The sequence below is a fragment of the Luteimonas sp. 9C genome, assembly GCF_902506295.1.
Classification (GTDB): domain Bacteria; phylum Pseudomonadota; class Gammaproteobacteria; order Xanthomonadales; family Xanthomonadaceae; genus Luteimonas.
On record NZ_LR733312.1, the window covers coordinates 2,572,733 to 2,591,235 of the forward strand.

The 18,503-nt window shown below is 70.9% G+C and carries 21 protein-coding genes; 3 read left to right on the forward strand and 18 right to left on the reverse strand.

Annotation, left to right across the window (positions count from 1 at the left end):
• Positions 1-60 precede the first annotated feature (60 nt).
• The gene (locus tag CURTO8I2_RS11755) at positions 61-468 is read right to left on the reverse strand and encodes a VOC family protein (protein WP_159681252.1); all 408 of its coding nucleotides are present in this window, start codon (positions 466-468) and stop codon (positions 61-63) included.
• 35 nt (positions 469-503) lie between these two features.
• Positions 504-917 carry a VOC family protein gene (locus tag CURTO8I2_RS11760; RefSeq protein ID WP_159681253.1) on the reverse strand — a complete coding sequence of 138 codons (414 nt, stop codon included), beginning with the start codon at positions 915-917 and terminating at the stop codon, positions 504-506.
• A gap of 152 nt (positions 918-1,069) precedes the next feature.
• Here CURTO8I2_RS11760 and CURTO8I2_RS11765 point away from each other — a divergent pair, with 152 nt between their 5' ends.
• On the forward strand, positions 1,070-1,894 hold the full coding sequence (locus CURTO8I2_RS11765; protein ID WP_159681254.1) for an META and DUF4377 domain-containing protein: 825 nt from the start codon (positions 1,070-1,072) through the stop codon (positions 1,892-1,894).
• Between the two features lie 122 nt (positions 1,895-2,016).
• On the opposite strand, the gene CURTO8I2_RS11770 is transcribed toward CURTO8I2_RS11765, so the two are convergent.
• The 13 genes from CURTO8I2_RS11770 to CURTO8I2_RS11830 form a co-directional block, all read right to left on the reverse strand.
• On the reverse strand, positions 2,017-2,634 hold the full coding sequence (locus tag CURTO8I2_RS11770) for a YbhB/YbcL family Raf kinase inhibitor-like protein (RefSeq protein ID WP_159681255.1): 618 nt from the start codon (positions 2,632-2,634) through the stop codon (positions 2,017-2,019).
• Positions 2,635-2,656: 22 nt separating this feature from the next.
• Positions 2,657-4,729: a tetratricopeptide repeat protein gene (locus tag CURTO8I2_RS11775; protein WP_159681256.1), complete on the reverse strand. Its 2,073-nt coding sequence runs from the start codon at positions 4,727-4,729 to the stop codon at positions 2,657-2,659.
• A gap of 117 nt (positions 4,730-4,846) precedes the next feature.
• A complete protein-coding gene (locus CURTO8I2_RS11780; protein WP_159681675.1) occupies positions 4,847-5,908 on the reverse strand; it encodes an alpha/beta fold hydrolase in 1,062 nt (353 codons plus the stop codon).
• Between the two features lie 56 nt (positions 5,909-5,964).
• Positions 5,965-6,768: a lysophospholipid acyltransferase family protein gene (locus CURTO8I2_RS11785; RefSeq protein ID WP_159681257.1), complete on the reverse strand. Its 804-nt coding sequence runs from the start codon at positions 6,766-6,768 to the stop codon at positions 5,965-5,967.
• 46 nt (positions 6,769-6,814) lie between these two features.
• Positions 6,815-7,231, reverse strand: coding sequence for a hotdog fold thioesterase (locus CURTO8I2_RS11790; RefSeq protein ID WP_159681258.1), 417 nt, complete (start codon positions 7,229-7,231; stop codon positions 6,815-6,817).
• Between the two features lie 132 nt (positions 7,232-7,363).
• The gene (locus CURTO8I2_RS11795; protein ID WP_159681259.1) at positions 7,364-7,525 is read right to left on the reverse strand and encodes a hypothetical protein; all 162 of its coding nucleotides are present in this window, start codon (positions 7,523-7,525) and stop codon (positions 7,364-7,366) included.
• Between the two features lie 63 nt (positions 7,526-7,588).
• On the reverse strand, positions 7,589-7,753 hold the full coding sequence (locus CURTO8I2_RS11800; RefSeq protein WP_159681260.1) for a hypothetical protein: 165 nt from the start codon (positions 7,751-7,753) through the stop codon (positions 7,589-7,591).
• Between the two features lie 30 nt (positions 7,754-7,783).
• The gene (locus CURTO8I2_RS11805; protein ID WP_159681261.1) at positions 7,784-7,948 is read right to left on the reverse strand and encodes a hypothetical protein; all 165 of its coding nucleotides are present in this window, start codon (positions 7,946-7,948) and stop codon (positions 7,784-7,786) included.
• A gap of 33 nt (positions 7,949-7,981) precedes the next feature.
• Complete coding sequence (locus tag CURTO8I2_RS11810; protein WP_159681262.1) at positions 7,982-8,128, reverse strand: hypothetical protein; 147 nt, start codon at positions 8,126-8,128, stop codon at positions 7,982-7,984.
• Positions 8,129-8,460: 332 nt separating this feature from the next.
• Positions 8,461-10,407, reverse strand: coding sequence for a phospholipase D family protein (locus tag CURTO8I2_RS11815; protein WP_159681263.1), 1,947 nt, complete (start codon positions 10,405-10,407; stop codon positions 8,461-8,463).
• Positions 10,407-11,003, reverse strand: coding sequence for a YceI family protein (locus tag CURTO8I2_RS11820; protein ID WP_159681264.1), 597 nt, complete (start codon positions 11,001-11,003; stop codon positions 10,407-10,409). The genes CURTO8I2_RS11815 and CURTO8I2_RS11820 overlap by 1 nt, the downstream gene beginning before the upstream one ends.
• A gap of 38 nt (positions 11,004-11,041) precedes the next feature.
• Positions 11,042-11,518, reverse strand: coding sequence for a histidine phosphatase family protein (locus CURTO8I2_RS11825; RefSeq protein ID WP_159681265.1), 477 nt, complete (start codon positions 11,516-11,518; stop codon positions 11,042-11,044).
• 76 nt (positions 11,519-11,594) lie between these two features.
• Positions 11,595-12,227: a ParA family protein gene (locus CURTO8I2_RS11830; RefSeq protein ID WP_159681266.1), complete on the reverse strand. Its 633-nt coding sequence runs from the start codon at positions 12,225-12,227 to the stop codon at positions 11,595-11,597.
• Between the two features lie 114 nt (positions 12,228-12,341).
• On the opposite strand from CURTO8I2_RS11830, the gene CURTO8I2_RS11835 reads away from it, so the two are divergent.
• Positions 12,342-13,826, forward strand: coding sequence for an AAA family ATPase (locus tag CURTO8I2_RS11835; RefSeq protein ID WP_159681267.1), 1,485 nt, complete (start codon positions 12,342-12,344; stop codon positions 13,824-13,826).
• A gap of 136 nt (positions 13,827-13,962) precedes the next feature.
• Positions 13,963-14,454: a hypothetical protein gene (locus tag CURTO8I2_RS11840; RefSeq protein WP_159681268.1), complete on the forward strand. Its 492-nt coding sequence runs from the start codon at positions 13,963-13,965 to the stop codon at positions 14,452-14,454.
• On the opposite strand, the gene CURTO8I2_RS11845 is transcribed toward CURTO8I2_RS11840, so the two are convergent.
• The 3 genes from CURTO8I2_RS11845 to ggt all read right to left on the reverse strand — a co-directional run bounded on the left by CURTO8I2_RS11845 (position 14,438) and on the right by ggt (position 18,473).
• Positions 14,438-15,256: a hypothetical protein gene (locus CURTO8I2_RS11845; RefSeq protein WP_159681269.1), complete on the reverse strand. Its 819-nt coding sequence runs from the start codon at positions 15,254-15,256 to the stop codon at positions 14,438-14,440. The genes CURTO8I2_RS11840 and CURTO8I2_RS11845 overlap by 17 nt on opposite strands.
• Positions 15,257-15,368: 112 nt before the next feature.
• Positions 15,369-16,409, reverse strand: coding sequence for a hypothetical protein (locus CURTO8I2_RS11850; RefSeq protein WP_159681270.1), 1,041 nt, complete (start codon positions 16,407-16,409; stop codon positions 15,369-15,371).
• 336 nt (positions 16,410-16,745) lie between these two features.
• On the reverse strand, positions 16,746-18,473 hold the full coding sequence (gene ggt / locus CURTO8I2_RS11855; protein ID WP_159681271.1) for a gamma-glutamyltransferase: 1,728 nt from the start codon (positions 18,471-18,473) through the stop codon (positions 16,746-16,748).
• Positions 18,474-18,503: the final 30 nt, after the last annotated feature.

An 18,503-nucleotide genomic window follows, 5' to 3' on the forward strand; every position in this document is an offset into this window, starting at 1 on the left:
GGCAAGCCGCACTGCGGCGCTGGCGTGCAACGCGCGGCGGCGACGTGCACGGGGCCGCGCTCACGCCGCGGAGAACGCGGCCGGATCCATGTACATCACTTCCCACAGCTGTCCGTCGGGATCCTCGAACGCGTGCTGGTACATGAAGCCGTGGTCGACCGGCGCGCCGGGCACCGTGCCGCCGGCGGCACGCGCCCGCGAGACGATCGCATCGACCGAGGCGCGGTCGGGCTGCGACAGCGCGATGATCGCGCCGACATGGGCCGGCGCCCCCAGCGGCTTGCGGGTGAAGGTCTGGAAGAACGGGCGGACCAGCAGCATGACGAAGCTGTCTTCGCCGATGATCATCGCGGTCGCGTTGTCGTCGGTGAACCGCGGGTCGAAGGCGAAGCCGAGCGCGGTGAAGAACCGCACGCTGCGGTCGAGGTCTTCGACCGGGAGATTCACGTAGATCTGGGGACGGTGCATGGCGGGGTTCCTGTGCAGTGGACGAGGCGGACGACTCAGCAGCCCTGTTTCGAACGCATGACCATCCAGCCGGTGCCGAAGCGGTCGACGACCATGCCGAACCGGTGCGCGAAGAAGGTGTCCGTCATCGCGACACGCACGTCGCCGCCTTCGGACAGCGCGGCGAAGATGCGCTCGGCATCCGCGTCGGTGTCCACGCCCAGATTGACGAACGCGTGCGGCGCGGCCGGCAGCGGCATGCCCGGCGGCACGTCGGAGGCCATCAGGAATTGCGCGCCGATCGGCAGATGGCCGTACATGATCCGCTCGGGTGCCGGCACCGCGCCGTCCGGCGGTGGCGGCCCGTCGGCATAGGACATCAGCATGAGCGCGCCGCCCAGCAGCGCGGCATAGGCCTGTAGGGCCTCCGCGCAGCGGCCGTCGAAATACAGGTAGGGATCGATACGCATCGGGGTGTCCTCGCAGGGCCGCCGGCGGGCGGTGTCACGGGTACGACGTTGCCGGATGCCGGAAATCGACATCGCGTCGCGCACCGCCCACACGAGGCCTTCCGCCGCCGCCCGTTACGCTGGCTGGTCCGTTCCGCACCGAGGAGACGCCGATGCGCCGCCCCCTGATGTTGCTGTTGCCGCTTGCCCTGGCCGCCTGCGGCGGCTCCACGCCGCCGAACCCTGCGGACGCGGCGCCGGCGCAGGCCGCTGCCGACGCCATTCCGGATGCGGCGCCGGCCGATCATGCGGCCACGCTCGAGGCCTACCACTGGCGTCTGCTCGAGGCGACCACCGGTCGCGGCGCCCGCATCGACGCGTTGCTCGACGGCGAGGGCGACGCCCTGCAGCTGGACTTCGCCGACGGCGGCCTGCGCGTGTCGAATGCCTGCAACCACATGGGTGCGAACGTGACGCTGGACGACGACCGTCTGACCGTCGACCAGGTGATCTCGACGCTGATGGCCTGCACCGATCCGCAGCTGACCGCGCGTGAGCGCGAGATCGGCCAGCGCCTGCCCGGCACGCACCGCGTCGCGCTGACCGCCGGCACGCCGCCCCGGCTCACGTTGCACCTGCAGACCGGCGATGTGCTCGCGTTCGAAGGCGCGCCGACGCCCGCCACCCGTTACGGCGGCGACGGCGAGACGGTGTTCCTCGAGGTCGCCCCCGAGCGCATGGCCTGCAGCCACCCGCTGATGCCCGACCATCGCTGCCTGCAGACGCGCGAGGTGCAGTACGACGACGAAGGCGTGCGTTCGCCGGGCGATGCCGAGTGGGCTCCGATGTACCAGGACATCGAAGGCTTCACGTTCGAGGACGGCGTGCGCACCGTGCTGCGCGTGCAGCGGTTCGACGTGACCGACCCACCGGCCGATGCGCCGTCGCAGGCGTATGTGCTGGACATGGTGGTGGAGTCGGAGCGCGTGGCGCGCTGACGCGCGGCAGTCGGTCCTGGCGGCGACCTGCTGCCCGCACACCGCCCCTCTCCCGGTGGGAGAGGAGCGATCCGTTTCATGCGACGTGACGGCGACGATAGCAGTCGCAACGCCGACCAGGATCAGGGCTTGGCCGCCTCCGGATGCAGCGCGTAGCTGCCCCAGGTCGTGGTTTCGGCCAGCACGTGGCCCTGCACCGCACGCAGCACGTCGTTCGCGGTGAAGCGCTCGGGCACGTCGAGCGTCGCGACGTCGAGCGCGAACAGCCGGAAGAAGTAGCGGTGCGTGCGCAGGTCGTTCGGCGGCGGATACGGGCCGTCGTAGCCGAACCAGTCGCCGGCCAGATCCTTGTCGCCGGCGAACCAGCCGGTGTAGTCGTTGAGGCCCTGGCGGGCGCCGTCGGGACCCGGCGGCCGGCGCTTGCCGCCCTGGGTCACGCCATCGCTGGCGCTGCCTTCGGCGATCGTGCGCAGGCCGGCCGGCAGATCGACGACCGCCCAGTGCACGAAGGAGCCGCGCGGGTGTTCGACCGGAATCTCGACGCCGGCCTTGCCGACGAGTGACGGATCGGTCGGCGCGTCGGGATCCAGGCACAGCAGCGCGAAGGACTGCGTGCCGGCGGGCACGTCGTCCCAGGCGAGATGCGGATTGCGGTTGCCGCCGAAGCCGTCGGCGGTGCCGACGGCGAACGTGGCCGCGATCGGCTGACCGTGTTCGAAACTGTCGCTGTGGAGTCGCATGGTGTCTCCGCAAAAAAGAGGATCAGTCCTGACGGTAGCCCAGGCGCACCGCGACCGGCGTCAGCGTGGCGAACGGTGCGGCCAGCGCCTCGCGATACGCGAGCCAGCGCCCGGCCGGAATGCGGTCGGGGCCCAGCAGCTCGCGCGGCGGGGTCGGGAACGCGGGCACGCCGAGTGCTTCTGCAAACCGCGCGGCCAGACGCTCGAGATCCTCGCCCGGCGCATCCGTGCGCACGACGGTGTGCGGAAACAGATCCTGCTCGATGATGTCGGCGATCTGCGCCAGGTGCGTGGCCAGCCACCGCGCGGCGTCGTCGGCATCGGTGACCCGCATCGCCATCGGCGCGCCGAAGGCCAGCCACTCGAGCAGCATGTCGCGCGGATCGCGCAGCGCGAACAGCAGACGCGCCTGCGGCAGTTGCGGGCGCAGCGCCAGCAGCCAGGCGTTGTCCCAGAACGGAATCCAGTCGATCACCGCGCCATCGGCGCCGATGCCGCGCGCGGGCAGCTGCCCGCGCCAGCCGTCGGCGACCTGTTCGGCGGTGAACACGCCCTCGGCAAGACGCGCGGGCACGTTGGTGTCCTGGAACGGATCCTGGACCGCGGACGAGAACCGGTCGCTGCGGAACTCCGGCAGCGCGCGCTGCAGCACGTTGGCGATGCGGTCGACCTGCGCGCCCGGCGCGCCGTAGAGGAACACGGCGGGCGCCCGTGCGCCCTCGGCGCTGGCCAGCTCGGGCCACTGCGCCGGCGCGGCGGTCGGCACCGGCGGCGGTCCCGCCTGCGCCGTGGCCTCGGCGGTCACCGCGCTCCACGTGGCGATCGCCTCCGCGGGTCGATCCGCCGCGTCCTGGGCCATGCCGATCCAGCGCTGCAGCAGCGGGCGCGCCTGGGCGCTGGCAGCCGGCAGCAGACCTTCGACGAACGTGATGGCCGCCGCGGGCTCGCGGTCCAGCAGGCGCCTGTAGATCAGTTCGTTGGCCTGGCCGTGGCCGGGCTCGATGGTGGCGATCCTGCGCGCGGTCGCTTCCGAGGCGTCGTGCGCGCCGGTGCCCGATTCCAGCGCGAGCTGCGCCTGCAGGGCCGGTAGATGGTCGGGACGCGCCGCGTTCCAGCGCGCGACGACCGCAGCGGCGGCCTCGTCGCCGAATGCCTCCATCGCCAGGCGGGCGATCCACAGGTGATCCCACTGCGGATGCTGCGCCAGCGCGTCGTCGAGCGTGGTGCGGGTCTCGTCGGTGTTGCCGGTCGCTTCCCACAACAGCAGCACGCCGTTGGTGGCGCGGCGGGAATCGGGGTGCGCGGCGAAGGCCGCCTGCAGCAGCGGCTTCGCACGGTCGAAGCGCTTGGCCTGCAGCTCGAGTTCGCCGGCGAAGGCCTGCAGCGAGGGGGTCGCGTGGGCCGGGTCGGCCAGCAGCACGGCGAGCTCGTCGGCCGCGTCGGCCGGGCGCCCCTGCTGCAGCAGGATCTGGGCGAGCAGGCCGTGCAGCTGCACCTGGCCGGTCTTCTCGATCAGGCGGCGGAACGACTGCTCGGCGAACGCGAAGTGCCCCTTGGCGAGATACGCGAATGCCAGCGCGCTGATCACCTGCAGATCGTCCGGCGCGCCCTTCGAGGCCGCGGACAGCAGTTTCAGCGCGCGGTCGTGGTCGTTGCGGCGCGAGGCGAGCACGCCTTCGAGCATCAGCGTCCAGGGATGTTCGGGCGCGACGCGCGCGGCCAGCTTCGTCTGCCGCTCGGCTTCGTCGAGATCCTTGCGGCCGATCGCCATCTGCGCCTGCACGACATACGCGCCGAACTGGTTGGGATCGAGCGCCACCGTCTGCGCCAACGCGGCCTGCGCGCCGGACACGTCTTGGGTGTCGAGCAGCATGCCGGCCCGCAGGAAGTGCAGCTCCGCGTCATCGGGCATCTGCGCGATCGCCGCATCGACCGTCTTCAGCGCGGCCTCGCGCTCGCCCACCGCACGGAACGCGAGCGCGGCGGCGCTCAGCGTCTGGATATCCGTCTGCCCGGCGGCCATCGCCTGGCGGGCGAGGGTGGCGGCTTCCGTGTTCGCGCCGCGGCGCAGGGCTTGGTAGATCGGTTGCGACATGCTGGATATCCGGGCGCGAAGCCGACGAACGGCAAGGCCGGGCATTGTAGCGGGCGGGGTGACGCAGGCTGGACGTGCGGCGGTCGCGGCTGCGCCGGAACAGCGGCCGCACCCGGCTCAGTCGCCCGGCGCGTGGGCCTGTGCAGGGAGCGCCGTCGCCAGCCGCGTGCGCGTCGGCGACGTCCGCGCCGCATCGGCGTGCGCATCCAGGCGCGCGGCCACCCAACGCTCGGCGAACCCGTCGAGATGGCGGTCGAGCAGAAAGCCGCAATGTCCGCCCCAGCGGCTGATCTCCAGCCGCGCGTGCGCGGGCAGCGCGAGTGCGTGGAAGGCGTCGAGTGGAATCACCGGGTCGTCCGCCGCCATCAGGATGTCGACCGGGACCTGCAGCGCCGACAGGCGATCGCCGGCCACCGAGTAGCCGTCGAAATAGTCGTCGAGCGTGCCGAAATCGGTGTGCGTGCGCACCAGCCAGTCGGTGAGATCGCGCAGCCCCAGGCGCAGCGTGGCGTCGTCGACGTCGAGATGGTCGGGGAACAGGTCGCGCTTGCGTCGCAGCGAGGCGCGCCAGGTGCGTTCGAAATGGCGCAGATAGAGCTGGTAGTGACCCTGCTCCATCTGCAGCATCGTGCGCGCCGGGTCGATTACCGGGCAGACCGCGGCGATGCCGGCCAGCTGCAGGCCGGCCGCCGGCGCGCGCAGCGCCAGCCGCAGCGCGAAATTCCCGCCCAGCGAATAGCCCGCCGCGAGCATCGGCCGCGGATCGAAGCGGGCGGCGATGTCGACCGCCGCGTGCACCACTTCGTCGATGCGGTTGGAGTGGAAGATCGCTTCGTTGAGGTGGTGGCTGTCGCCGTGGTCGCGGAAATTCAGCCGGAACACCGCATAGCCGAGCGCCAGCATCTGCGCGGCGGTCTGGCGCATGTAGCTAGATTCGCTGCTGCCTTCCCAGCCATGCAGCAGCAGCACGAGGCCACGCGGCGTGCGCCCGGGCACCACGCTGTGCAGGCCATGCAGGCGGACGCCTTCACCGCCGTCGACGAGATGCTCGGTGGTCACCGCGCCGGTCGCGGCGAGGGCCTGCGCACCGCGCCGTCGGCGCCACTGGCTGCTGCCCAGCGCCGTCTGCAGGTGGGGATTGCGCAGCCAGAACGGCGGCGCGTAATCGCTGCCGCCCACGCGCATGCCATCGGCGGCCGGCGCCGCATCCGTCTCCGGCGACGGACGCGCGGGATTCACGCCCGTGCATCCAGCGCCGCGACGATGCGGGTGCGCGACACCTCGGCGAGATGCCGGCGGCCCTCCGCATTGCCGGGCAGGATCGGTTCGAGGAACATCACCTCCGCATCGCGCGCGGGCTCGCCCAGCAGGCGCACGAAGTTGGCGAAGAACGATTCGCGCGGACCGAAGGCGACGATGGTCTGCGCCGACCCGTGGCGCCCGTACCGCAGCGCCACCGGCTGCACCGCGACGTCGGCTTCGACCGCCGCCAGGAAGATGCGTGCATGGAACGGGCCGACCGTATCGCCATCGCGCGTGCGGCCTTCGGGAAACACCGCGACCGGACGTCCATCGCGCAGCCGCGCCACCATCTCGTCCAGCACACCGCCCAGCGATTCGGTACTGCCCCGTTGGTGGAAGATGGTCTCGCCGCGTGCGGCCAGCCAGCCGACCACCGGCCAGGCGGCGATCTCGCGCTTGGCGACGAAGCCGACCATGCGCTGGCTGTGCAGCGCCACGATGTCGACCCAGCTCACGTGGTTGGCGACGAACAGCACCGCACCCGGCAGCGGCGTGCCGGTGCGCGAGAGGCGGAAGCCGAAGATCGCCATCAGGGCGCCCTGCCACCAGCGGATCATGCGGTGGTCGATGCGCTCGCCGCTGCGCAGCCGGCGCCGGCCGATCGGCGGCAGCATCGACAGCAGCAGGATCGGCAGATGGATGCCCAGGTGCCAGACCAGCACCGGCACGCGCACGCAGTAACGCAACACGCGCGCCGGCGTGTCGCCGGCGTCGGCGCGAACGGAAGAGGAACTCATCGGTGCACGATACCCAAACGCGGCACGGCGCGCTGCGCGGATGGACTCACGGCTTCGGCACGACCGCGAGCGTGAGGCGCGAGATGCACACCAGCTTGTCCTTGGCATCCTCGATGCGGATTTCCCACACCTGGGTACTGCGACCGACATGCAGCGGACGCGCGGTGCCGGTCACCAGACCGGCGCGCACGCCGCGCAGATGGTTGGCGTTGATCTCGATGCCGACGACCCCGCAGCCCTCGGGCGCGGACAGACCGCCGGCGCTGCTGCCGAGCGTTTCGGCCAGCAGCGCGGACGCGCCGCCGTGCAGCAGTCCGAACGGCTGATGGGTGCGTGCGTCGACGGGCATGGTGGCGCGCAGGAAGTCGGGGCCGATTTCGGTGAAGACGATGCCCAGCGCGGCAATCGCCGTATCGGCGGACATCGCGTTGAGCTGGTCGAGCGTGGTGTCGCTGCGGAACATGCGCAGAAGGCTCCGGGGGAAACCCGGCAGCTTAGGCCGTTGCGCGACGCCGCGCAGCGCGACCGGCGGGATGGCGCGTCGCGATGGCGCGCGTACCGGTCGCAGTGGGCCGTGGTCGATCGGCGATGCCGGTCAGGCGATGTGGAAACGCGCTGGCATGGCGCTGTCGCGGACTTCGAGCCGGAACGGGATGTCGTCGGGACGGTGCGCGGTGCGGACCTGGACATGGAACCGCGCAGGCGCGGCGAGGCAGGTCGGGACGGCGGCGTCGGTGCTGCGGTGGATGCGGAACATGGCGGAACTCCTGAGGATCGACGGAACGCTTCAGGCGCCGGGTGGCGATCGGGCGATCGCGGATCAGGCGACGCGGAAGCGCGCGGGCCCGGCGTTGGTGACATAGCTGCGCGGGGTGCCGTAGCTGCTGCTGGTGCCGTAGCCGGTACCGGCCTGGCGGACGGGACGGGCGGCGACCGCGGGGACGAGGTGGGCGGCGGCTTCGACGATGGCGTGCATGCGGGTCATGGCGGATCTCCGGAATGGACGGGGTGTGGATCAGGCGACGCGGAAGCGCGCGGGGACCGACGCGGCGGCGTAGCTGCGGGGGGTGCCGTAGCCGCTGCTGTGGCCGTAGCCGAGACCGAACTGGCGGGGCGGATGACGGTCGACGGGCGGGGCGAGGTGCGCGGCGGCATGGACGATGGCGTGCAGACGGGACATGGCGGAATTCCTGGTGAGATGGGTGCGGTGGGATCAGGCGACGCGGAAACGGGCGGGCGCCGGAGCGCTGCTGTAGCTGCGCGGTGCGCCGTAGCTGCTGCTGCGGCCGTAGCCGAGGCCGAACGGGCGGACGAGTGCGGCGTTGGCGTTGCGGGCGGCGGCGGTGGTCTGGGTCTGCATGGCGGTGTCCTCGGGGTCGTTGTGCTTCGGTGTGTTGGTAGACTACAACACCACTGTTCGATAACACCACGTGCAAGAAGTCATATCCCGCGAATTCATCATTTATGTTCAGTGTTTGTTCATTTAATGCCGAACCTGCGATCCGGCTTCGATATCCAGGACGGCGGGCAGGGCGGCACGTGACCGCGACCCACCGGACACGCTCGGGCAGGCCAGCGGGCGCTCAGCCGAGCGGCGACGGCGTCAGGGCGCCGCCGCGGGTCAGTGCGGCCGTGGAGAGATGCGGCTGGCGCACGGGGGCGGGTGCCGCCGCGCTGCAGCGTCCGGGCGGATCAGAGGATCGGCACCAGGCCCGCGCCGAACGCGGTGAAGATGCGGGTCAGCAGACTCCGGAAGCCCAGGCTGACCTGGGGAAAATCACCGACCGCGACGTAGCACTCGCGGAAGCCCGGTGCATCCGGCGCGAGTGGCGCCGGGCAGTCCGGCCCGGGCTGGAACTCGAAACTGGTCGCGTAGCGCGTCGGCCACAGGTCGAAGATCGGCAAGCGCTCGGACACCTTGGCCATCGAGTAGTCGACGCCCGAGAACACGGGCGGCGGGTCGCGTCGCGCGATCGTCCAGGCGTTCTCCGGCGACATGTCGCGGCGGATGCTGTCCGCCAGGCGCTGCGCGAAGCGCGCGTCGTCGATGACCACGGCGCTTTCAGTGTTGAGGTTGTCGCCACGCGGGTCGAAGTTGTGCGTGCCGACCACGCCGATGCGCGCATCGACCACCAGCGACTTCGCGTGCAGACCCATGCGCAGGCCCGTGCGGTCGAGCGGCACGCGCCGGTTCACGCCGATGCCCGCATACCGCAGCGCCGAATACTCGCGCGTCAGCGGCGGGGCGCTGGCCGGCCGCGCGGCGATGATGTCCTCGCGCGTCGTCGCGACGCCCTCGACGCCACTTTCGTCGATGTTGACGCTGCCGTCGGCGTTCCACGAAATGCCCACCGCGCCGGTGACCTCGAGATCGATCGGCGCATCTTCCGGAAACGGTTTGTACTCGTAGATGTGGAACCCGAAGTCGCGCAGATGGCGGCGCTTGTACTTGTACGACAGCGCGTAGGTGATGAACGAATCGGTCGCCGCCAGGCTGTTGGTCGACACCACCACCTGCGGCGCGTCGGAGCGCGCGTGCAGATCGGAGAACATCTGTTCGGCCGGCTTCGACAGCACGAGATAGGGCGTCTGCAGCAGCACTTCGTCCTGCGCCGATTCGATCAGTTCGCGCAGGCGCGGGGTCGAAGCGCTCGCGGCCTTCGCCGCCTCGCGGTTGCGGCGGTGCTTGGAGGGCAGGTCGCCGATGAACTCGACCGGGCCGACCGGCAGCGCGGCGTCGACCAGGCGCTCGCGCACCAGCGTCGCATCGCCGGCGTCTTCGAGGATCGCCTCGACCCGCCGCGGCCGTTCGTAATCCTGGAACGACACTGGCGGCACGCCGCTGCGCAGCAGGTGTCGACCCACATCGGTCAGCTGTTCGACGGGCGTGCTCAGCGGCGCGTGCCAGAACGCGACGAAGTTCTCCTCCATCGCCTCGACCACAGGGCCGGCGATCAGCACGTCACGGTCGCGGAAGTTGAAGCTGTCGCTCCAGTCGAAGTAATCGTCCTGGTAGTTGCGTCCGCCGGTGATCCCCACCATGCCGTCGATCAGCAGTGCCTTGCTGTGCATGCGCTGGTTGAGCCGGCGCCAGCAGCACGCCGCGGCCAGTGCGTACTGCGGATAGCTGATGCGCGCACGTCCCAGCACCGGGTTGTAGACCCGCATCTCGAAGTTGGTGTGCGCGCCGGCAAGTGCGGTCAGGGTCTCGACCGTGCGCATCGCCGCCAGCTGGTCGACCAGCAACCGCACCTGCACGCCACGCCGCGCGGCCGACAGCAGTTCCTCGAGCACGAGGTGACCGGCGTCGTCCTCGTCGAAGATGTAGGTCTGCACGTCGATCGTGCGCTGCGCGCCGCGGATCAGGTCCAGCCGCGCGAGCAGCGCGTCCTGGCCGTATTCGAGCAGCAGCGCGTAGTGCCGCGGCGCGGCCGGCGTGCTGCGTGCCACGGCCTGCGTGGCGAGATCGCGCAGCGGCGACGGCGCCGCGCAGGCGTCCGCGCGTGCGCAGGTGACCTCGGTGGAGCGGGCTTCGACCGCGATGTGCGCGGCGGCGTCGCGCTTGGCCGGCGACAGCGTGGTGCAGGCCGCGGTCGCCAGCGTCAACGCGAGCAGCAGGGTGCGGGTGATCGCGTGCATCAACGTGCGTCCAGTGCGCGGATCCGCAGCGTGAAGCGCACCTGGTCGGCGAGCGCATAGCTCCAGCGATCCATTGCGTACTGGCTGCGGCGCACGTCGCCTTCGCCGATGACGTCGCAATCGAGCCCCGGCCGCGCGCATTCGGCCGCCGCGATCCGGAAGGTCTCGCGGCGCTGCACGCCCCGGATGCTGAGGATGCCGGTCATCTCGCCGCCATCGCGGGCCAGCGTGGCGGGGTAGGGGTCGGACACGAAGCGGACTTCCGGAAAGCGTGCGGCGTCGAACACGCCCGGCCCGCGGGTGACGCGCGTATAGGCGCGGCTGTCGATGATTTCGACACTGCCCGCGTCCAGGATCAGCCGCACCTGATGGCGGCCGTCACCGAGCACGGCGATGTCGCCGCGCCAGTCGTCGAAGCGGCCCGCGAGCTGCTGGCCCCAGCGCGTCCTGAGATTGAAGCCGATCTCCGAGCGCTTCGTATCGAGCACCAGCGACTGGCCGGGCGCGTCCGCCGTGGCCCATGCGGATGCGACGCAGACCGACGACAGACACAGGCCTGCCAGCGTACGCAGCAGCAGGCCGGCAGCGTGGACCATGGGCGAAGCGGCGTGGGACGAAGCAGGCGCCTGCGCGCCTATGGCCACCAGAACGCCGAGAGCTCGGCGACGGCAGGCTCGACCGCGGCGCCCGTGGGCAGGGTCAGCACCGCGATGCCCGCGGGCGGCATGCCCCGGTATTCGCCGGTCTGGCCGCTGTGCAGCAGCGCGGCCAGACGCTCCAGGCCCGGGTTGTGACCGACCAGCAGCAGGCGGCCGGTGTCGCGATGCTCGTCGAGCAGCGTCGCCAGCGCGCCGGGCGTGGCCTCGTAGATGCCCTGTTCCAGGCGCTGGTCGACGTAACCGATCGCCGCGAGCACCGCCTCGAGCGTTTCGCGGGTGCGGCGCGCGGGCGAGCAGAGCACGCAGTCGGGGGTCAGGCCCTTCTCGCGCAGCCAGCGGCCCGCTGCCTCCGCTTCGGCCAGACCTTCGGCCGACAGGGGGCGGTCGATATCGGCCTGCCCGGGCAGGGCGGGATCGGCGTGTGCGTGGCGGAGCAGAATCAGTTCGCGCATGTGCGGTCGGCAGCCTCGTTTGGTGACTTCATGACGGGCGACGCGTTCGGATGCGGTGAACGCGCCGGCGGACCGGCTACTTCCGGACCCATTTGAGCAGGGATGCCCAGTCGTCCTGGTGATCGCGCACCTGCGCCGAATGGTAATCGAACAGGCTCTTGCCCAGTCCGACCAGCATCACGTAGGCCTGGCTGTCGCGCAGTTGCGCGATCACCGGATACGGCCACTGCGCCAGCAGCGCGAGCGCCTGCTGCGAGGCGTTGGTGTGCGGACGCAGGCGGTTGGCGACCAGGCCCACGCGGGTCTGGCCACGACGCACGCGCGGATGCTTGGCCAGCGTGTTGAGGAAGCCGACGGTCGCATCGATGTCGAGCGCCGACGGCAGCACCGGCACGACGATCGCATCGGCGGTCTCCAGATACGCATCGAGGTCGTCGGCCATCGCGCCCGCGGGTGCGTCGATCACCAGCCGCGTCGCGCCGTCGGGAATCGAGGCCAGCACCTTCTTGTGCCGCGCGCTGCCGTCGACCGGCAACACGGCGGCCTCGAGCCCGGCGCGGCGCTCGGCCCAGCGCGTCGATGACTGCTGCGGATCGGCATCGACCAGCACCGTCGACTCGCCGGCCAGCGCGGCGTGCGCGGCGAGATGGGTGGCGATCGTGGTCTTGCCGACGCCGCCCTTGGAGCTGGCCACCAGTACCGTCTTCATCGCAGTCTCCGGGTCGGTTCGCATCGAGCGTACACCGGCCGTGCGGCGCCCGCGACCGCAGGTCGTCGCCGCACGTTTAACATCGACCTCCCCGAATGCGAGCGCGCCGCGCCCATGAGTGAACTGCAGGACCTGGCCGCGCTGATCCGGGCCAATACGCCGTTGATCGTCGTCGAGACGCCCGACGAGCCGCGCGCGGTCGAGCTGTTCCGGCAGTCGCTGGTGCAGGTCTGGCGCGCGCTGTACCGCTGGACGATCACCGAGGGCCTGCGCCGCGTCGATCTGGACGGCGAATCGGAGACCGACACCGCCGCCGATGCCAGCAACACGCTGGCCGCGATCCGCGACGCCGACCAGCGCGGCATCTACCTGCTGCTCGATTTCCATCCCTATCTCGGCTACGCCGGCACCCAGCGCCAGCTGCGCGACCTGGTACAGCGCCGCCATTGCCTGCCGCACGTGATCGTGCTGGTCGGCCACAAGGTCGAACTGCCGGCGGATCTCGACACCATGGCCGTGCGCTTCCGCCCGCGCCTGCCCGATGCCGATGCGCTGCTGAAACTGGTGCGCGAGGAAGCCACCGCCTATCAGCAGGAGCACGGCGGCCGGCGCGTCGAGGCCGACGCCGATGCGGTGCGCCAGATCGTACGCAACCTGCAGGGCCTGTCGCTGGGCGACGCGCGCCGGATCACCCGTCAGCTGATCCACGCCGACGGCGCGCTCGCGCACGACGACCTGCCGGCGCTGGCCAAACTCAAGTTCGAACTGCTCAACAAGAGCGGGCATCTGCATTACGAATACGACACCGCCGGCTTCGCCGATGTCGCCGGTGCGCGCCGGCTCAAGCGCTGGGTCGAGCAGCGACGCCGCGTGTTCGTCGAAGGCGACGCGCCGCCCGGTCTCGATCCGCCCAAGGGTGTGTTGCTGCTCGGCGTGCAGGGCTGCGGCAAGTCGCTGCTGGCCAAGGCCATCGCCGGTGGTTTCGGCGTGCCGCTGGTGCGGCTGGATTTCGGGACGCTCTACGACAAGTACCACGGCGAGACCGAGCGCAACCTGCGCGACGCGATCGCCTCGACCGAACAGCTCGCGCCCTGCGTACTGTGGATCGACGAGATCGAGAAGGGCCTGGCCTCCAGCGGCGACAGCGACGGCGGCGTGTCGCGCCGCGTGCTCGGCTTCCTGCTGACCTGGATGGCGGAGCGCAAGTCGAAGGTGTTCCTGGTCGCGACTGCCAACCAGGTCCACGACCTGCCGCCGGAACTGCTGCGCAAAGGCCGTTTCGACGAGACCTTCTTCGTCGATCTGCCCGGCGCGGACGTGCGCGCCGAGGTGTTCGCCGTGCACCTCGCACGTCGCGGCTTCGATGTCGCGGACTTCGACCTGCCGCTCCTCGCGATCGAGGCCGACGGGTTCTCCGGCGCCGAGATCGAACAGGCCATCGTCGCCGCGCTGTACGCGGCCCACGCCGTGGGCGCGCCGCTGTCGCAAGCCATGCTCGTCGAATCGCTGCGCGACACCCGCCCGCTGTCGGTGATGATGCGCGAGCAGGTCGACGCCCTGCGCAGCTGGGCGCGCGAACGGACGGTGCCGGCGGATTGAGGGGCGGCGCGAACTCAGGTATCGAATGGCAGGAGTCCGGATGAAGACCCGATACACTGCACACGTCGGAATTGCGGTATGCGTGCTCACGGCACTTGCCGCGTGCAGTCATCGCATCAAACAGGTGGAACGCGCCATGGTGTTGCCGCCGATGGCGCAGGTGCACGCGGTCGAATCGAATCAGCGCTTTCTGATGGCCGCGCCGATCCATGATCCAGACCCGCCGTTCCCGGAAGGCGCGCGTCTCGAGGGCGAGCTGCGGCTGTGCGTCGGTTTCGTCGTGGGCGCCGACGGCGTGGTCGAGGACATCGGGGCCGATCGTGAGGACATCGAGTGTGCGGATCCCGCCGATACGGCCGCGATCCCATTCGTCGATGCGATCACCGCGACGCTGCGCAGCTGGCGCTACCTGGGCGCCGCAATCTGCACGTTCCCCACCGGCATCGACCCGGATTCGGACCCCCGCTGCGAGAGCGATGGCGTCGAAGTCGATGCGGTCCCGATCCGGCTGCGCTACACGTTCAACTTCTCTTCCGAACGCGGAGGTCGCGTGTTGCGGGAAGCGACCCCGAATGCATCGGTCAGAACGTCCGCTGTCCGCGGCCACGCGCTCACTCCGTCTCGCTGATCTCCAGCCGGTACGTCCCGGCCTGGCCGAGATGGCCGACGTAGATCTCGTACTCGCCGGGGCGGAAGGTATCGACGACCGCGGCGTCGAGCGCGCCGGCGCCGTCGTCGTCGCACAGCACCTTGCCCGGTCCGGTCACGACGAGACTGGAATCGGTCGTGCTGCTGACGGCCAGGCGCAACGTGACGGTCGAAGTGATCGTCAGGCGATGGTCGGGCGTGGAATCGATCATGCCGGCGCAGTGCGCGCCGTAGCGGCTGGCCTCGACACCGCCGCCGGTCTCGCCGGTGCCGGTCTGCGGATCGGGGGTGAAGCCGGCGCCGAGCGTGAAGTTCGCGTACTGCCCGTCGCCGGTCGCGGCGACGCCGCTGCCTTCGGTGAGGGTCAGCGTGTAGCGGCCGGGCTGTTCGATATGCCCCACGTAGACGGCGTACTCGCCGGGCGTGAGCCGCGCGTCGACCTGTGCATCGAGCTGGCCGGCGCTGTCGTCGTCGCAGAACACGCCGGCGGGTCCGACGACGACCAGTGTGGAGTCGGTGGTGCTCTCGACCGACAGACGCAGGTCGAGCGGCGAGGTCACCTGGATGGTGTGATCGGGGCTGGCATCGATGACGCCGCTGCACTGCGGTCCGAACCGCGTGGCCTGCGTGGCGCCGCCGGTCTCGCCGGTCCCGGTCTGCGGATCGGGCGTGAAACCCGCGCCGAGGGTGAAGCGGCTGTGGCCCTGCGCGGCGACCGGGCCGCTGGCGCAGACGAGCAGCGCCGCGGCCAGCAGGCCGCAAGCCGTGTGCATGTTCCGCATCGAATCTCTCCGTCCCCGTGCGGCGGCGCGGCGCCGACGCTGGCGCGAGTGTGCGCCTGCGCGATTGCGCTGAACAGGGGATGCGGCGCCGCGGACGGCGCGGCCGGATGCCTCAGCGCGGCGGCTGCCAGCCCGCAGGCGGGTCGAGTGGAATGCCGGCAGCCTGCAGCGCGCGTGCGGTGAGATCAGCCTCGGTGCGGACCGACGGGTCGGCGAGAAACCGCACGAACTGACCGGCGCCGTCGCGCGGCAGGGCCGCGTTGGCGCGGCCCCATTCGAGCATTCGCCAGTCGAACGCGCGGCGCCGGTCCTGCGCGCCGGCACGTTCGGCCTGCGTGGTGGCCAGGCGTTCGAGCAGGGCCAGGCCGAGCATCTCGCCGAGCTGGGTATCCGAAGCGTCGGCCATGAGGTCGGCGACATGGCGGCAGTCGCGCGCGCGGGTGGCATTCGCGGCGGCCATCTCGGCAGTGCAGCCCTGCATCAGCGGGTCGAGGCCGGGGACTGCGACCGCGGCCCACAGCCCCATCGCGGTGATCGCGGCCTGTTCGGTCGGCACGAAGTCGCCGGCCTCGGCGAGTGCGATGCGCTCTGCCGGCGTCGGCGGTGTGCGCAGCAGTGCGGCCTGCATCCAGCGCACCTGGTCGAGCATGCCGAGTTCGAATCGCGTCGCGACGCGCGCATCGGCGAGCAACGCGTCGACGCCGCCGCCACGCATCAGCAGCGGCGCGAGATTCTGGGGTTCGGCGCCGAGCCAGCGCTGCGCGGCGCGCAGACGCGTCGCTTCATCGGCGCTGTACGCCAGCAGGGCGTTGGCGAGGACATCGCTGCCGGCGCGCGCTGCGGCGTCGCGGCGCCAGGCGCTGGCCTGTGCGTCCGGCGTTGCGGGCTGCGAAGGCGTGTCGGTGTCGGCCTGTTCCGGAGGCGCATCGGCAAGCCCGCGCAGCACGGCTGCGAACGCCAGTTCGCGCGGCTGTCCGGTGGCGGCCAGGGCGGCTGCGCTGCGATGCGACCAGCTGCGCCATGCGGCATCGGCCGTCGTGTCCTGTTGTTGCGCGACGGGCGCGTCGTCGAAGCGCGCGTACGGCGCCTGCGCGTGCGCGACGGGGACGAGCAGTGCAAGCGCACACGCAACCGCGAGAACGGGACGGATCATGCGGATGCCTGGCCGGAAAGAGGCGCCCAGCATACCGGCGCCGGTGGTCCGCCCGAGGTCGCGACTGCGCGAGGCGCAGGCGTGCAGACACGCGCCGCGCTGTCGATCGTGGTTTGCCTGACGTCGATCGGGAGGTGATGCCCGGCGCAGCGGTCGGGGCTCGCTCGACACGCGCGCGAGTGAGCGGCGGATCATCCGCAGTGACGCGTGCCTGGCGTGGTCGCGCCCGTGCGACGCGCGCGACCGCGATCAGCACCCGTCCCGCCGCGCGCCATCGCCGCCTGTCGTCCCGCCCCGTGCATGCGGTGGCGAGACGACCCGCGCGCAGGCACTAGGTCAGTAGCCTGCGGCCTGCCCGTCCTTGCGCGATTCGCTGGCGCCGGTCCAGCCGCCGTAGGGGTTCTTCATGATGGCCTGGTAGCCGCCGTAGGGGCCGTGCGAGAAGCGCACCGAGTGGCCTTTCTGCATCAGCGCGCGCACGGTCTCGTACGGAAAGCCGGTCTCCAGATCCACTTCGCCGCCGTCGGTCATCGCAGTGTTCTGGCCGGCGGGCTCGGTCGAGCCGTCGTGCTGGATGCGCGGCGCGTCGCCGGCTTCCTGCAGGTTCATGCCGAAGTCGAGCATGTTGATCAGGATCTGCACATGGCCCTGCGGCTGCATCGCGCCGCCCATCACGCCGAAGCTCAGCCACGGCGCGCCGTCCTTCGTCGCGAATGCGGGAATGATGGTGTGGAACGGGCGCTTGCCCGGCGCGTAGCCGTTGGGATGATCCTCGCGCAGGACGAACTGTTCGCCGCGATCCTGCAGGATGAAGCCCAGGCCCGGCGGCGCCATGCCGCTGCCCATGCCGCGGTAGTTGGACTGGATCAGCGAGACCATCATGCCGTCGGCGTCGGCCGTCGTCAGGTAGATCGTGTCGCCTTCGTCGAGCTGCTTCGGCGTGCCCGGCTGCACCTCGCGCAGCGCGGTGGCCATCGAGATCAGCGCGCCACGCTCGCGGGCGTAGTCCTTGGAAATCAGGCGCTCGACCGGCGCCGGATGGAAGGCCGGATCGGCGTACCAGCGCGCGCGGTCGGCGAACGCCAGCTTCTTGGCCTCGACGAACAGATGCACGTGCTCGGGACTGCCGAAGCCGTAGGACTTCAGGTCGTAGGGTTCCAGCAGGTTGAGGATCTGCAGCGCGGCGATGCCCTGTCCGCTCGGCGGCAGTTCCCACAGTTCGACACCGCGATACGTCGTCGACACCGGCTCGACCCAGTTGCCGGTGTGCGCGGCCAGGTCGTCGTAGGACAGGAAGCCGTCGTTCGCGGCGAAGTAGTCGCCGATGGTGCGTGCGATGTCGCCCTTGTAGAACGCGTCGCGGCCCCCGTCGGCGATCGCCTGCAGCGTGTTCGCGAGGTTCGGATTGCGCCAGGTCTCGCCACTGCGCGGCGCGCGGCCCTGAATCGTGAACTGTTCGGTGAAGCCCGGCCACTTGCCCAGGCGCGGCACGGAACGGTCCCAGTAGTAGGCGATGACTTCGTGCACGGGATGGCCTTCGCGCGCGTAGCGGATCGCAGGTGCCAGGTTGTCGGCCATCGGGCGCGTGCCGAAGCGGCCATGCAGCGCGAACCAGCCGTCGACCGCGCCCGGCACGGTGACCGGCAGTGGCCCGTGCGGCGGAATGTCGGTCAGGCCACGGCGCTGGAACTCGGCCAGGGTCAGCGACTGCGGCGAGCGGCCCGAGCCGTCATAACCGTAGAGACGTTTCGTCTTCGGATCCCAGACGATCGCGAACAGGTCGCCGCCGATGCCGTTGCCGGTCGGCTCCATCAGTCCCAGCGCGGCATTGGCCGCGATCGCCGCATCGACCGCGCTGCCGCCGGCCTTCATCGTGTCGAGCGCGATCTGGGTGGCGAGCGGATGCGAGGTCGCGGCCATCGCGTGCGGTGCGTGCACCTCGCTGCGCGTCGCGAAGGGCTGGCCGGTGATGCGGTCCGCGGCGAGGGCGGGCAGGACCGGCACGGCGATCAGCAACAGGACGGGAAGCAGGCGGACGCGGACGCCCGGAGTGGATCGAGACATCGGGATTCCCGGTTCTGGTGAGCGCACACG